This window comes from Prevotella lacticifex (genome assembly GCF_019973375.1).
GTDB classification, from domain to species: Bacteria; Bacteroidota; Bacteroidia; order Bacteroidales; family Bacteroidaceae; genus Prevotella; species Prevotella lacticifex.
Genome location: NZ_BPTV01000002.1, coordinates 813,123 through 827,763, shown reverse-complemented (window position 1 = coordinate 827,763; position 14,641 = coordinate 813,123). Strand labels below are relative to the sequence as shown.

The following is a 14,641-nucleotide window of genomic DNA, read 5'->3' as shown; positions in this document are numbered from 1 at the left end:
CATAAACTCTCGCCGGTGGCTGTCCACCGACTAAAGCGTGGAACCCTCGCCGGTGGCTGCCCACCGACTACGTCCTGCTCGGGGAGCTGTAGCCGGTGGGAGGAGTCGGTCAGACGCCCTCCTGCGGGCTGGTGCCCTTACCGCTGTCGCCGGCGTCGCTCTTGCCGCTGTCGTCGGTAGCGGGCTTGTCGCCGGCATCGCTCTTGCCGCTGTCGGCATCGTCGGCGAGGCCCTCATAGTTGATGAGCTCCTTGACACGGGTGCCGGTGAGGAAGGTGCGGGTGCGGGTGCCGTTGGCCGAGATCTTCAACTCGGGCTGGAAGAGGACATGGGCACCGGTGATGTTAGCCACCGAGAACTTGTCGCGCGACGGAGCACCACTCGAGGTGATACCTATCTTGAAGGTTCCGAAGCCGGGGAGCTTCACACGGTGACTGGACTGGAGGGAGCGGGTGATCTCGCCTACGAGGGCCTTGATGACGGCGAGGACATCAGCCTCGTTGACGGTGCACTTCTCCATGATTGACTTGGCAAGGGTCTCGGTGGTGTCGGTGTCGATCATTGCGGCACGAGCGTACCAGTTGCCCTTGTTCGGATTGTGAGGATTGTTGTTCTGATAAACCTTGTAATAAACTGCCATAATTGTAATGTACTTCTCCAGAGGAAAATTCATCTTTTTGTCGCCGGATGGCACCGGCAAACGTCTCTTTCCCAATGGTCTTTTACGAAGCATAGCTATTAAAATGAATAATTAAAAAAATAATAAGTTATTAAGATATGTAATTACATACGTTTATATATATTTATATCTTCATATATATCACGATATGTATACCGTGTTTTTTATAGTACTGATTATTATCTGAATTTTCGATTAATTTGTAGCGATAATACCCACTCTAAAGCTAATTATCTATAAATCAGTAAATATTTAGTTTGTTATGTTTTGCCATTTCACTTATTATTGTTACATTTGTAGCGGTAATCAATGATATAGTATAATGGCAAGACCTATAAGCGATGAGACTGCTCACAAGGTGACGCTTCACATCAATAACGGATATAGATATGCTACACTACGTCCACGTGTGACGAACGAGGCAACCGGTAAGCGCATGAACAAAAGCATTCATTTAGGCACAGTGACCGAAAGCCTGAAGTTCATTCCGGGCAAGGTGTACCTCTACATGTCGCCTGCTGAGCGAAAGAAATTGTTATTCCCACAGGAATGGGATTTGAGTGAACTGGACTCTTTGCCAAGTACGAGGAAAGCAGGGAGACCCACCTACAATGGAGATGCGCAGAACCGTCTGTATGGCGACGTGTGGCTTATGGAAAGAGTTGCGGAGAAGACTAAGATACGCGAGGATCTGGAGAAAGTGTTCGAGGGAAACAAGGAGAAAGTGGATGACATCATGACGCTTGCCATGTTCCCCTATATTTCCAGCTATTCTTACAGCAGGCTCGCTCGCTGGCAGAGATACACCAAGACTCCGTCCGCGCGCGAAATGTCTCCGGGAGACATCACCCGTCTTACGCAGTCAATCACTGAGAAAGACCGCCAGGCCTTGTTGCGCCTTCGTTCAGAAAGAATTGGAAAGATGGAGCTCTGTGCTGTTGACTCCACAAGCAGGTCGGCTTACGGGAGCAGTCTGGCCGACATACGCTGGGGGCACAACAAGGAGAACATTGCCTTGGCGCAGACGAATGAAGTTGTAGTCTATACTCTCAGCAACCACATGCCCATCTATTACAGGTCGTTTCCCGGTAACATCCCTGACTCACGCACTATGGGTGTCATCCAGTCTGACCTGCGCTGTGCCGGTTTTACGAATTACGTAATGATAACGGACAGGGGCTATGGGACAGTGCAAATCCTTGAGGACAACATTCTTCATGACCAGCCCGCTATAATGTGTATGAAGACCGGCCACAAGTTTATCAGCGACAAAATAGACAGCCTTGGAGACTTCAATGTCCGTCCGGACGGAATGGAGATAGACCTTGACAGCAAGCTGTATTACAAACAGTACGACATTGACTACAAGGTACATGGAAAGGGCAAGTCCGAAAAGACAGCAAGCAAGATGCGCCTGAATCTGTTCTTCAATCCCTCGTGGAGAAGCGAGGGGCAAATCAACATAGACATGAAAGTCGAAGGGCAGAGAAGCAGTCTTCAGCAGATGATTGATGGCAAAGAGGAAGCCCCTGACGATGAGACACTCAAAAGGGACTTCTGCATGTTTGACGTAAAACTGGACAAGAAAAGGCATGTCGTGTCGTTTGAGAAGAACGAGAAGAAGTACAACGACTCACTCAGACTTTTAGGGTTTGTCGCCATTGTAACGCTCGGGCTGGATTTGACAGCGCCACAAGCTCTGGCTCACTACAAATTGAGAGACGAGCAGGAAAAGTACTTCCAGCAGATGAAGACGGAGATGTGCTCTGACAGACAAAGAAATTGGAGCGAGGACGGTAAGACCGGCAGGCTGTTCATCTTGTTCGTCGGATTAGTCATAGGATCATATATTAGACACATCTGGAAGACGACAGGCCTTCACAGCATGTTCGCCTCTTCACTGGACATGCTTGACGAGATGAGGAACATAAGATGTATCGAGCGACAGGGGCATACCACCAAGATAACACCTTTTGTCGGGAAGCAGGTAGAGATTGCGAAGGCTTTTGGGCTTGACATCCCAGCCGGGTGTGAACCGGGATACAAGTCGAAAAAGGTAGGTAGAAAAAGAGGAAGGCCAAAGAAAAACGAGTCTTAGAAGATTATCGCTACAAATTAATTGAAAATTCAGAATTATTAAGTACTTACACTAAGTCCTACTATATCGTCTCGTGGCGGTTAGGGCGGTGGACGGCATGACTGACGTGCAGCCACCGCGGATAGTCTTTCTCTTCGCGGGCGATGGGCTCACGGATGAGCTGGTCGAAATCGGTGTTGTCACGGATAAACTCGAAGTACTTCTTCGCCTTCTCACGCGAGGGGATGTAGATGTCGGCAGCCTCACCACGGAGGTGTTGCGAGTACGGCGACCCACCGACGAGGCGGTTGACTTCCCGACAGCGGTATCCGCTGGTGATGATGATGCGACCGTAGCGCAGACGGAGGGGTTCGAGGACGGCGCGACAGAGGAAGCGGAGGTTCTCGACGACCTCCGGTGTCGGCGTGTTGTCGATGCCGAAGCGGAGGGCGGTGCCTGAACTGACCATCTCATGAAGAGTGAAGTGGTCGGAGAGATGAATGGTAAGGTCGTTAGTTAAGACGAGATTCTTCGTGTGTTTCATGATAATTAAAATGGTGTTTGTTCGTTTACAGTTGCAAAGGTACAACATTTTCGAGGCGATTCCAAATTTCAGGGGGGTAGTTCGGGGTATAGAAAGAGGGGTAGAACGAGGTATATACGCAAGTAGTTAAGAATCAAATGGTTGGAAAGGCGGAATGACGGAGGAAAAGAGGTAAGATAGCGGAGAAGGGGGAAATGAGGATGGGAACAGAGATCATCAACCGACAAGCGGCACAGGGCACGGGTAGGTAGTGTTAGGAGCCGTCGACAAACCAACGGAGATAAACGATGGACGTTTGCAGGGTGCGGCACGCGAATAAATAGTAAGCAGCACAGTGCGGTTGCAGGGTGCGGATAGGCAGGGTTAGGGGGCGTCCGAAAAAAAAATACAGAAATTCTTGTCAACTCAAAATAATGGTTCATCCGACAAATCGTGTGATAAAGTGTGGATGATGTAAAGAAAATAGCTGGAAATCCATTACCTTTGTAAGTGATTAAAAAAAACAAGACAAATGGACACCAGCTATATCTATTATGCATACGGAATCAGGGACTTCGAATGCACTAAGACTGAGTACAAAGGTAATACTATTATTCATCATATCCAAAAAAGAGATGTAAAAACTCGATGTGAATGTTGCCATAGTCACGTTGTCGTACGCAACGGGTTCAAGATTCGTAAAATCCGCAGTGTCAACATTGGTACCAAGCAATCAATCTTACATGTAAAGGTGCGTCGTCTAAAGTGTAAGACATGTGGTGCTGATGTCTATGAGGATCTTCATTTCGTTACCGGCAAGCAGCGCTATACACATCGTTTGGCAAGGCTCGTGATAGAACTGCTTCATAGAATGACGATAAAAGATGTAGCCCACTATCTCGGTCTGAGTTGGGATACGGTGAAGGATATCCACAAGAACTATCTCAATCATAAGTTTTCTCATATAGATATCAAGGATGTCAAGCACATTGGTATTGATGAGTTCGCTTTGAGGAAGGGACACGTCTATCTGACTATTGTGGTCGACATGTTGAGTGGTGCCATTATACATGTCGGAGATGGCAAAGGAATCGATTCTTTGAAGAAGTTCTGGCCCAAATTGAAGAGAAGCGGCGCGAAGATAGAGTCCGTGTCTTCAGACATGTCCGCTGCGTTCATCTCTGCGATTAAGAAAAACCTACCTGATGCCATTCACGTTTTCGATCACTTCCATGTGCAGAAACTGGCAGGCGAAGCCTTGGACAAAGTCAGAAGAGAGGTCTATAATCAAGAGAAGGACTTAGAAAAAAGAAAAGTCATAAAGGGAACGCGCTGGCTGTTGTTGCGCCATGATAAGGATATTTTTACAGAGGATGAAAAGAAGAGATTGGATAACGTAATCAAGATGAACGAACCTCTGAGCAAAGCCTACATTCTCAATGAATACTTGCAAGAAGTATGGAAGCAGGACTCATATAAAGAAGGAGAAGCTGTGCTGGATGACTGGATAAAACAGGCTCGGGAATCAAAAGTTCCCACCCTTGAAAAGCTGGGTAATTCCATCGCCGCTTACAGAACTGGAATCCTGGCTTATTACAAATGTAGGACAAGCAATGCAAAAGTAGAAGGGATCAACAATAAAATAAAAGTCTTGAAGAGAAACGCCTATGGCTACCGGGACATTGACTATTTTAAGTTAAGACTTTTCAATTTGCATAATGACAAAATCACACGATTTGTCGGATGAACCAAAATAATATAGTGAATTAAGATCTTGGTCCGAGAAACTTATCTCCATTTAAGTGAATCATATGGTCTGGCATTTCCGCTATCCACACTTCTGTTTCCCACGCTATTTGCTCAGAGAATCGTTTATATTTCTTAAAGTCAAGAAACGCTGTGACAAAGATTTTTCCACATTTTACTTGCTGTGTCATTCTTTGGATGTCTATTATCCGCTCAGGGCTCATTGGTCCAACAGAATCCACAGCCTCTATAAAATATAGCCAGTCCTTGTCAGGCCGATAGAGCACAACGTCTGGCATCTTATCGTGAAGAGTTATGTCAAATCCCAATTCTTCCATTTTCTTCACTGATCTTACCAAGTCTTTGTGAGTTGTGTCACCCAAATAAAGGCATTCTGAATTCGGAGCAAAGCGAGGTGCAAATTCTTCTAAGATTGCCTTTTGTAGCTGGTTATGACTGCCAGGTGAAAGACTATAATCCTTGTCGTTAATTTTTATGGGCAACATGGGCATAGCCTTCTTTGATTTATATTTGTTTTTTAAGCTCTCATGATTTGTTAAGAAATCCTTGAGTGCCTTTTTGTAACCCCTTTTCCCATTCTTCTTTAATACAGATAGAAATTCTGACGTAAGTCGGTAACGGTAGTTAGGGCTATTAGTAGCCAATCCATTGTCTTCAATCAATGCAGCATTACGGAAGTGATGTAAAGCTTGCTTTCGGAATGTCTCACGAGAGTTCTCAGCATAGCTGGATGCATAATTGGTATTTACAAACTGTATAATATCATGGATGCGAATCCAGTTATTGGAAGCGTTAGCTAATGTATCTTGCTTCTTTATATCGCAGAGTGCCAGTAAAGTGAGTGCACATAAATTGCTTTGTTGCTTCTCTGGCATGCCAATTTCTGACAATATCTTTCTCGCTGTTTCTATTTGATCCATGCTGATAATATTTTGTCGCACATTTCTGTAGATAGTTCTTTGCCTTTTAGCATCTTCCCCATTTCTGCTATGGTGTGCTTGTCGGGTACAGGCATCATGTTTATTTCTGTCGAGTTGACCTGTGTCGAGCCATTAAGGATCCTATAATAGAGATCATATATAGAAGAGTTTAACAAGCAATAGACGCCTAATGCTTCTTCTTCCTCCTGACAAAGAATGTAATTTATCTTATTTTGTGTGCTGATATATTTATAATTAGGGTACTCCCTTTTAAGATATATACCACATTGCAGTCTTCTACGCTCTTCTTTGGCCGTGAGTCTTTTAACGAATACATAGTTAGCGTTCTCTTGCAATAGGGCTTTGTTTTCGGTACAGATATATTCGTTCTCTTTCCCAACAGGCCAAATGATTTTACCATTTTTGATATGCTGAGAGTAGAGTAAAGGGTAAGTGTTAGGAGAGTCCGGCTCGTTTCTCAGTACCTCACGCGTGCGAAAGTCGACCACTAAGCCCGTCTTCATGCGCAGACCGTCAGCTACAAGAGTATGATCCAATGTCTTCAGCGAGTCAAGGCATCTAATTTCTTTTTTGTTTGTTACCAGATATACATAGTTATTATTAGATACGATTGTATCATAAGGAACAGAGATTGAAGAAATATTATTAAAGTCAGAAGTCTCAGAGAATGTCATCTTAATTGAGCGAGGCCTCTGTTTAGTCTTTCTAATCTTTATAATCATTGTCTCCTGTAAGACTGACTCTCCGTTGAAAACTTTGTCACGACTGCCAAAGAGATGGATGTGCTCAATTACAGTACGTGCGAATAGCCACTTGCGAAAACGCTCAAAATAGGCTCCTGATGTCCATGAACGTGGAATAATGTAAACCAGTTGTCCTTCTTCTTTCAACTGTTGTATGCTCATGGCCATAAAAAGAAAATAAAGATTTGGTGCTCCATGACAAACCTCTTTCATATGCTGGGCCTCAGATGCTTCTATAGGTATCTTCTTATAAGGAGGATTACCGATCACTAAGTCGTATTTAGCCTCTTCCTGGAAGAAACCGCCGAAAGGTTGGCATGTTAGGAAGTTCTCTGCTATAACTCTATACTCAAATTGCTTAACGTTATTAGCGATTTCTTCTAAGTTGCCGTAAAGTACGGGCAATACGTTAGAGTCGTTCTCATAGCAAGTAACGCAAATCTTACCCTTGAATCCGAGAGCAAGAAGTTGATCAACCATGGCAGAAGTCAGTATGCCTGTACCTGCCCCTGCGTCAAGGATGTTTAAACATTCCTTTTCCAAATTAACATTGAAGAGCTTGGACATAAACATTGCGCCAGTTCCCATCGTGAAGAACTGACCATAGGCCTTGCGTTCCGACTTCGGTCGAGAATTCACATAGGCTCTTGTTGTTTGCAATGTATGTTCTAAAAATACCATCGTGATGCAAATTTAGATAATATTTTTGGATTATCCAATAAATAATACGAATATTTCATTTGAATGCGGTCGGCCCTTTCATTTCAATTTTGACTTAAATGACATAATTATTACTCAGGCTTCACTTTTCCACAGAACAGGCATTATACTATGGGCGTATGCAGTTCGCAGGTGGGCAGAATTAGGGCCGGCCACAAACCAACGGGCAAGCGGCACAGGGCGGTTGCAGGGTGCACTGTGCAGCTCAATTGGGCGCAGGCTGGCAGGTCAATCCAGTAGGTGTTGAGTGTGGCCTCATCCTATTGCCACGAAAGAATTATACCTCTGCCACTTCCAGCCCTGGCGGGGCTGAATGGTCAATAATCCCGGATAATCCCCGATTTATAGGACAGGGCATATCACACAGTGTGGATAGTCCTGGCTCATTAAACACACTATCCATCATCCTGCAACAATACAGGACGATGGATAGAATATGAGTAAAAAGAAACTTTATATGATTATTTGCATACGGCTCTGACAGGACATCCATAGTACCTGCTTCCGGTCATGATACTTGATGAATAATCCTTATAGCCCATGAACTCATAGGCAGTTCCGTCGTCATCACCTTGAGGCATGTTTGATGTCCAGTAGTAGAAGCTTTTGGTGGGGCCACTTGTATAGTCCTTGCATTTCATGCCAGCTGCGGGAAGGAAGATGGAATTGTTGTTAGTTGCTGTAATTAGGTATCCGGGACTGATACTTACAAAATATTTGACTTGTTTTTTCAAATGGACATTGATAATTCTCCTCTGTCTGCACACTGCTACGTAATTTCGAATGTAATACAATGATGAAGAGATTGTCGGAGTATATCACGTTACCAACACGTTGGTAATCAATGTGTTGCACACATTTATAGTAGAGGTGGGGTTTATCTCCACCCTACCAGCTGCGTGAAAGAATCAAGGTAGATACCCAGCAGCGACGGACGGCCTTTATAACCAGCCCGGCAAAGGGATCATTAACGCGCAAATGGATTACTGTAAAACACGTTGGTAATCAATGTGTTGCTTTCATCCGCCGAAGAGGTGGAGTTTATCCCCACCCTACCAGTTGCGTGAAAGAATCAAGGTAGATACCCCGCAGCGACGGACGGCCTTTATGACCAGCCCGGCAAAGGGATCATTAACGCGCAAATGGATTACTGTAAAACACGTTGGTAATCAATGTGTTGCATTCATCCGCCGAAGAGGTGTGGTTTAGCCCACCCTACCAGCTGCGGTGTAATTCTTTTTGCATCTCGCCCGCTGTTGGTAGGGTGGGGATAAACCCCACTTTTGCCATGAAAGAATTATACATCTTTTGCTTCCAGCCCCGACGGGGCTGAATCGTCAATAACCCCGGACTAAGCGAGTGATAACGAGCGCAGTCCGGGGGAACAGGAATGTAGTAAGAATAATCATTCAGTGCCTCGAAGACGCACAATAGCACGCAGTGCGCACACGATTTTTGCGCGTTCCGCTATTCAACCTCTCCGAGGCTGGTCATGGATTTCTTGCGTCCATGTACTACCCCAGACTGCGGTCGCTGCGCTCCCTTAGTCTGGGGTTATTGACGATTAAGCCCCGTCGGGGCTTAGCGTTGGTTGAGGAAAAATCGCGGCATCAGCGGTTTTCCTGGTTTTCCTTGCCGTGATGCAAGCCTGAGGAACGAAGGCTGTTTCTTCCCGGTGCCGACTTGCGGAAGCTTGCTTCGAAGCACGACGGTACCAGAAAGAAACAGAGGGTGCAGCCCTTGCATCACGGCAAGGGTTTTTTTACCGGTTTTTGTCGTAGCAAGATGCCCTTTACAAGCTTAGCGTTATTTGCGGCTTTGCGAGATAAAAATACCTCTGCCATTACCAGCCCCGACGGGGCTGAATCGTCAATAACCCCGGACTAAGCGAGCGATAGCGAGCGCAGTCCGGGGATCAAAGATGCAGAGAGAGAAATACATTCAGTGCCTCGAAGACGCACAATAGCACGCAGTGCGCACACGTTTCTGCGCGTTCCGCTATTCAACCTCTCCGAGGCTGGTCGTGGATTTCTCGCGACCACTTTCTACCCCAGACTGCGGTCGCTGCGCTCCCTTAGTCTGAGGTTAATGAGAATTAAGCCCCGTCGGGGCTTTGCCTTGGTTGAGGAAAAATCGTGGCATCAGCAGTTTTTCTGGTTTTCCTTGCCGTGATGCAAGCCTGAGGAACGAAGGCTGTTTCTTTCTGGTTCCGGCGGGCCGAAGCTTGCTTCGAAGCACGACGGTACCAGAAAGAAACAGAGGGCGAACCCCTTGCATCACGGCAAGGGTTTTTATTGTTTTTGTCAGAAAGGAATACACGTTGTCAGTGATTTGCTGAGCGCAGCCTTTGCGCTCTTTGCGGCTTGGCGAGAGAATCACTCACGTGGCAATAGGATGGGGATAAACCCCACCCCTACGGCGGCAGAGTGCTGCAAGTATCTTAGTATCAGCGGTTTGCGTAGGTTTTAGACAGTGTTAGGTTCAAAAAATGTTGAGATTCGGTCTTACGAACGACCTGACGGCCACGAGGGCAGCACCCTGCAACGGCCCTGTGCAGCTTGCCCTTTGACATCTACGGCCCCTAACTATGCCTATCCGCCCTGCCAATGGGTCACGCTGGCAATCCGCTGATAACTAATGAGTTGCATGCATCCAGTAGGGGTGGGGTTTATCCCCACCCTAGCTGAGGCGGACGAGAATTAAGGTAATTGCCCCGTAGCTGGTAGGATGGGGATAAACGCCACCCCTACTGGATGAATGCAGCAACATGTTAATTATCAGTGTGTTGCATGATTATTTAGCATGAGGTGGCCGTGTAATGCAAGTATATTCTATGCAGGTGCACCAGTCCCGTGGCATCAGCAGTTTTTCTGGTTTTCCTTGCCGTGATGCAAGCCTGAGGAACGAAGGCTGTTTCTTCCCGGTGCCGACTTGCCGAAGCTTGCTTCGAAGCACGACGGTACCAGAAAGAAACAGAGGGCGAACCCCTTGCATCACGGCAAGGGTTTTTATTGTTTTTGTTGGAAAGGAATACACGTTGTCAGTGATTTGCTGCGCACAGCCTTTGCGTCCTTTGCGGCTTGGCGAGAGAAAAATCATCACTGCAAGGACTTTTCTTGTTTTTGTCAAAAAAGGAATACACGTTGTCCGTGATTTGCTGAGCACAGCCTTAGCGTTCTTTGCGGTTTGGCGAGAGGGAATCACCCACATGGCAGTAGGATGGGAATAAGCACACCCCGGCTGAATGCAGCAACACGCTGATAATCAATTAAATGCATGCATCTACAAGGAGCCACATTCCTCCTTCTCCACCAAAATTGCGAAAAATCGCGTATTTGCGACCAACTGGTCAGTTGATTGCAAATACGCGATTTTCAGCGAAGGAAAAATAAGGTAAATTTCTCGCACACAGACATTTAATAAGGTGGGAGGTGCAACCGCTACAGCAGCATGGCGACTCGGTGGACCCATATATAAGGTGGGAGACGGTGCAACCGCTACAGCAACCTGACGACTCGATGGACCTATATATAATAAGGTGGGAGACGGTGCAACCGCTACAGTAGCCTGGCGACTCGGTGGACCTATATAATAAGGTGCCCGGTGCAACCGCTACAGCAAGCTGGCGACTCGATGGACCTATATATAATAAGGTGGGAGACAGCACGATAGCTACCAAAAATCCACGCGAACTATAATGTAGGCGAAAGGATTATATCAGTCGCTCACCGAAGATGACGTCGTTGATTTCCTTCTCGTGGTCGAAGATGAAGCGGGCGACGATACTCGAGAGGATGGCTGCCGTCGGCAACTTCACGCTGCTGGCCGTCTTCAGTCGGTCGAGGATCCGCTTCAGATCGGGATCGATGTAGATTGTCGCCAACCGCTCATCGCGTGTCTTATAGATTTTTCCGAGACTGAGGAAGAGGTCCCAGCTGTCGGCACCGCTATCCTTGACAATCTGATACTCGCGCTCGGCTTTCTCCGTCGGCGACACACCATCACGGGGAGCGGCAGGACGACCGCGGCGGGGAGCGGGCTCTGCGACCTCACTGCCCTCCCCTACCCTATCGGTAGCTGCGGCAGGTGCCGTACGGACAGGCTGAGCGGGAGCCGGCTGCTGAGCACGTGGCTCCTCCCTCGCCTCCTGGCGCGCCGGGGCCGGTGCTGCCTCGGGCTGACGTGATACCTCTGAGGACTTCTTTGGCTCCTCACCACCATTCTGAACCTGGTGCACGAGACCGGCAATACCACCGGGGAGCACCACACTTGTCTTCTTAGCCATATATATTTAATCTTTTATATTTTTGTTGTTGTATATCTTTAATGCTGTAAACTTATATATATTTATATCAATATACTTTTATGTTTACATCTTTTTAATCATATAATCAAAGCAGTCGCTGACGGCATCACGCTGGGTGGCGTAGAGCTCGAAGGTGTTGATACGCTTGAGCGTGGCACGACTGGCGATACGTGGGGTAACATTGCCTAACTTCTTGAAAATCAGGTCAGTCTGCTTCCACATCTTATTCTCCTCACTCGTTCCGATACGTGCGTCGATGCGGTTCGGAACGAAGAAGAGCTGTGCCTTCATATCGGGGTTGGCCTCACGAAGGGCGTTGACAACCTGGACGAAGGTGCCGGTGGAATCGAGGGTTTTGTCCTCATACTCATACGGGCAGACGATGAAATCAGCATTCGTGAACATCGGAACGAGTCCGTCCTCCGACACATTACCTGGCGAATCGAGAAGAACATAACCCTCCACCTGCCGTGCCGAGTCCATGAGCTGCTGCATCGTGTCGGGGTCGCTGACGTCGAAGTCCTGAATAGAATAAGGCTCATCCTGACCCTCGAAGACTTTTTCATCTTTTCGTCGCTGCATCATGATCGTCTTCTGGAGGTCGGTATCGATGATGCACACAGGCTTGCGCTTGTAAGCGAGGTAGTTGGCAAAGAGGATGCAGAGTGTCGACTTCCCTACTCCACCCTTCTGATTGGCAAAAACAATAATTCTGTTCTTCATAACAACTATATATTTACGTATATATTTAAATCTATATTTTTATAATTCTAAAGTCCTTTAAACATCTATATATTTACACTAATGTACTTTTATTTATATATGTCAAATAGTCCATCAATATTAATACAAATGAAGAAAAAGATACATATTCATCTAATGATATAATTTTAAACGTATGTAATCACATAATGATAAATATCTATATTTTCTTATTTACGTATATATTTAATTACTTCTACATATATTCTTATCAGCACATGAATTAATATATTAGTGTATGAATACCTAAAAACAAACAAGTAAATAATTAAACAAATCTATAATTAAGTATATATTTAAATATAGGTATTATAAAACGAATAATTAAATAAGCCTGTAAATATTAATAGGTAAACATATTCATTTATATATCTCCTTCAGCATCAGCGTTGCGGACGTGGGTGTAGACCATCGTACGGCGCATGAAGATGATTGGGATAACACCGAGAGCATAACGGAAGAGTACCACTCCGAACGACAGGGCACCGGAGAGGAAGCTCACACCGCTCATGACGAGGTAGGAATAGAAGGCTCCCATGCCGACAGCCGAGAGAACAGTGCAGACGATGTCGGAACAACCGTAAGCAAGAATTCTGCCGCGGTATTTCACTATCAATGAGATACTTAGACCGAGGCGAAGGAGAGTCTGGAGACCAGAACTGACACTACGGAAGTGGTTGGCGAAGGTAGTGAAACGCGTAGGATGCTGGATACTGTCCATGAGGCTGGAAGTCTCAGGAGGAAGCATCAGCAGCATATCGCATACCATCAGGGCCATCAGTGCCAAAACAACGTACCAGAGCACCGATTTTACGTCCTTCAGCGCCCTCCGCAGACGGTCCCAGAGGAACAGCAGCGTACATGTGGTAGCGAGAGTCAGGAACACGTGCCCTACTCCCGTCTGGGTTATTCGGCTGATGCCGTAGACGAGCGGTCCCTGCGAAACCCTCGCCAGTCCTATGAAGTCACCGGCCTCCACGAGGAGCTCCAAGAGCAGGTACGCAGCTAAGACTCCCGTCGTTATCCGGCCCGACTGCCTGGATATTTCGAAATGACTATATTTATCTGTTGCCATAACTTATTGAGTATCAGTATATTTGAATTAGATATATATTTAATTATAAATATCTTTATCTACATATTCATTTATTAGTCCCTATATCGGACCCTTTTCGGATGCAAATATACAAATAATTAGTGAAACAAACAAATAATCTTTTATTTTAATATATATAAAAATAAGATTGGCGGTAAATAAATAAAGGTTTATTTTAGTATATATTTATATAGAAGAATGAAGAAATAAGGATATAAATATAAGACCATATAAATGTATAGATGTAGCTATTATAAAATAAAAAGATGTTTATATATTTAGATATTCAAATATATCAAGATAAAAATACTGACAAGACTCAATAAATAAAGAAATATATAAAAGTTGACAGTGCAGATAAATAGATTTCAATAAATATATAGTTGATTACATAGACAAAAATATATAGGGGTGTAAATGTTTATAAATATAAAGGTATAGGTACGTGTATAGAAATAAGTGGGTATATATTTATATATAGAAAAAAATATTAGATAAATAAGTATGTTTATATATAGATATGGATAAATAGAAAGGAATATATTATTATATATAGGGATATATGGATATATAAAATCAAGTATATGCAGGTGCAAATCAATACGGAGGCAAAGAAACTGAACGAGTAATAAGTAGATAAGTGAAGAAGAAAGACGGCAGAAGTAAAAGAAAAAATAGTTATATATAAGTATATGAATATAAAGGTAGATAAAGATACTTATGTATATGGGTATATAGATATTTTAATAATTTTATAGGTAGGTATGTATATAAAGGAAAAAATAAATATAGACAAGAGGAATGAGGAGACAATATTGCATAATGGATTAATGAGTTGGTAAAGATTTGAGGAAGCTTCTCCCCTACCCCACCCCAAATCAAAATCCGTAGAATCGGGGCTATTAATTCACACGGAGTTCTTATTCGCACGGAATTCACAGATTACACTGATTTTTCTGCAAGGATTTCTTCTACTCGATAAATCTGTGGGAATCTGTGAAATCTGTGAGAATTATACGCAGGGAGA

Annotated in this window: 9 protein-coding genes; 2 read left to right on the top strand and 7 right to left on the bottom strand. The window is 45.0% G+C overall.

Annotated features, from left to right (window positions below):
* Positions 1 to 109 precede the first annotated feature (109 nt).
* The gene (locus LDN30_RS13640) at positions 110 to 673 is read right to left on the bottom strand and encodes an HU family DNA-binding protein (RefSeq protein WP_223927293.1); all 564 of its coding nucleotides are present in this window, start codon (positions 671 to 673) and stop codon (positions 110 to 112) included.
* 328 nt (positions 674 to 1,001) lie between these two features.
* Here LDN30_RS13640 and LDN30_RS13635 point away from each other — a divergent pair, with 328 nt between their 5' ends.
* Positions 1,002 to 2,777 carry an IS1634 family transposase gene (locus tag LDN30_RS13635; RefSeq protein ID WP_223928554.1) on the top strand — a complete coding sequence of 592 codons (1,776 nt, stop codon included), beginning with the start codon at positions 1,002 to 1,004 and terminating at the stop codon, positions 2,775 to 2,777.
* A gap of 61 nt (positions 2,778 to 2,838) precedes the next feature.
* Here the strand turns inward: LDN30_RS13635 and LDN30_RS13630 are convergent, their stop codons facing one another.
* Positions 2,839 to 3,300 carry a D-Ala-D-Ala carboxypeptidase family metallohydrolase gene (locus LDN30_RS13630; protein ID WP_223929854.1) on the bottom strand — a complete coding sequence of 154 codons (462 nt, stop codon included), beginning with the start codon at positions 3,298 to 3,300 and terminating at the stop codon, positions 2,839 to 2,841.
* A 511-nt stretch (positions 3,301 to 3,811) separates the two neighbouring features.
* Here LDN30_RS13630 and LDN30_RS13625 point away from each other — a divergent pair.
* Positions 3,812 to 5,026 (top strand): ISL3 family transposase, encoded by a 1,215-nt coding sequence (locus LDN30_RS13625; protein ID WP_223926253.1) that lies wholly within the window; start codon positions 3,812 to 3,814, stop codon positions 5,024 to 5,026.
* A gap of 19 nt (positions 5,027 to 5,045) precedes the next feature.
* Here the strand turns inward: LDN30_RS13625 and LDN30_RS13620 are convergent, their stop codons facing one another.
* The 5 genes from LDN30_RS13620 to LDN30_RS13600 form a co-directional block, all read right to left on the bottom strand.
* Positions 5,046 to 5,966 (bottom strand): BsuBI/PstI family type II restriction endonuclease, encoded by a 921-nt coding sequence (locus LDN30_RS13620; RefSeq protein WP_223929851.1) that lies wholly within the window; start codon positions 5,964 to 5,966, stop codon positions 5,046 to 5,048.
* A complete protein-coding gene (locus tag LDN30_RS13615; protein WP_223929849.1) occupies positions 5,954 to 7,411 on the bottom strand; it encodes an Eco57I restriction-modification methylase domain-containing protein in 1,458 nt (485 codons plus the stop codon). Before LDN30_RS13615 ends, LDN30_RS13620 begins: the two co-directional genes overlap by 13 nt.
* Before the next feature lie 3,751 nt (positions 7,412 to 11,162).
* Entirely contained in the window at positions 11,163 to 11,735 is a 573-nt protein-coding gene (locus LDN30_RS13610; protein WP_223929848.1) for a hypothetical protein, read from the bottom strand.
* A gap of 84 nt (positions 11,736 to 11,819) precedes the next feature.
* Positions 11,820 to 12,479, bottom strand: a complete 660-nt coding sequence (locus LDN30_RS13605; protein ID WP_223927289.1) for a ParA family protein — start codon at positions 12,477 to 12,479, stop codon at positions 11,820 to 11,822.
* Between the two features lie 403 nt (positions 12,480 to 12,882).
* The gene (locus LDN30_RS13600) at positions 12,883 to 13,593 is read right to left on the bottom strand and encodes a hypothetical protein (RefSeq protein ID WP_223927288.1); all 711 of its coding nucleotides are present in this window, start codon (positions 13,591 to 13,593) and stop codon (positions 12,883 to 12,885) included.
* Positions 13,594 to 14,641: the final 1,048 nt, after the last annotated feature.

What these genes read in the sequence shown, in the direction of transcription:
- LDN30_RS13640 (WP_223927293.1), bottom strand. Translation starts at nt 673, where the DNA reads ATGAATTTTCCTCTGGAGAAGTACATTACAATTATGGCAGTTTATTAC.
- LDN30_RS13635 (WP_223928554.1), top strand. Translation starts at nt 1,002, where the DNA reads ATGGCAAGACCTATAAGCGATGAGACTGCTCACAAGGTGACGCTTCAC.
- LDN30_RS13630 (WP_223929854.1), bottom strand. Translation starts at nt 3,300, where the DNA reads ATGAAACACACGAAGAATCTCGTCTTAACTAACGACCTTACCATTCAT.
- LDN30_RS13625 (WP_223926253.1), top strand. Translation starts at nt 3,812, where the DNA reads ATGGACACCAGCTATATCTATTATGCATACGGAATCAGGGACTTCGAA.
- LDN30_RS13620 (WP_223929851.1), bottom strand. Translation starts at nt 5,966, where the DNA reads ATGGATCAAATAGAAACAGCGAGAAAGATATTGTCAGAAATTGGCATG.
- LDN30_RS13615 (WP_223929849.1), bottom strand. Translation starts at nt 7,411, where the DNA reads ATGGTATTTTTAGAACATACATTGCAAACAACAAGAGCCTATGTGAAT.
- LDN30_RS13610 (WP_223929848.1), bottom strand. Translation starts at nt 11,735, where the DNA reads ATGGCTAAGAAGACAAGTGTGGTGCTCCCCGGTGGTATTGCCGGTCTC.
- LDN30_RS13605 (WP_223927289.1), bottom strand. Translation starts at nt 12,479, where the DNA reads ATGAAGAACAGAATTATTGTTTTTGCCAATCAGAAGGGTGGAGTAGGG.
- LDN30_RS13600 (WP_223927288.1), bottom strand. Translation starts at nt 13,593, where the DNA reads ATGGCAACAGATAAATATAGTCATTTCGAAATATCCAGGCAGTCGGGC.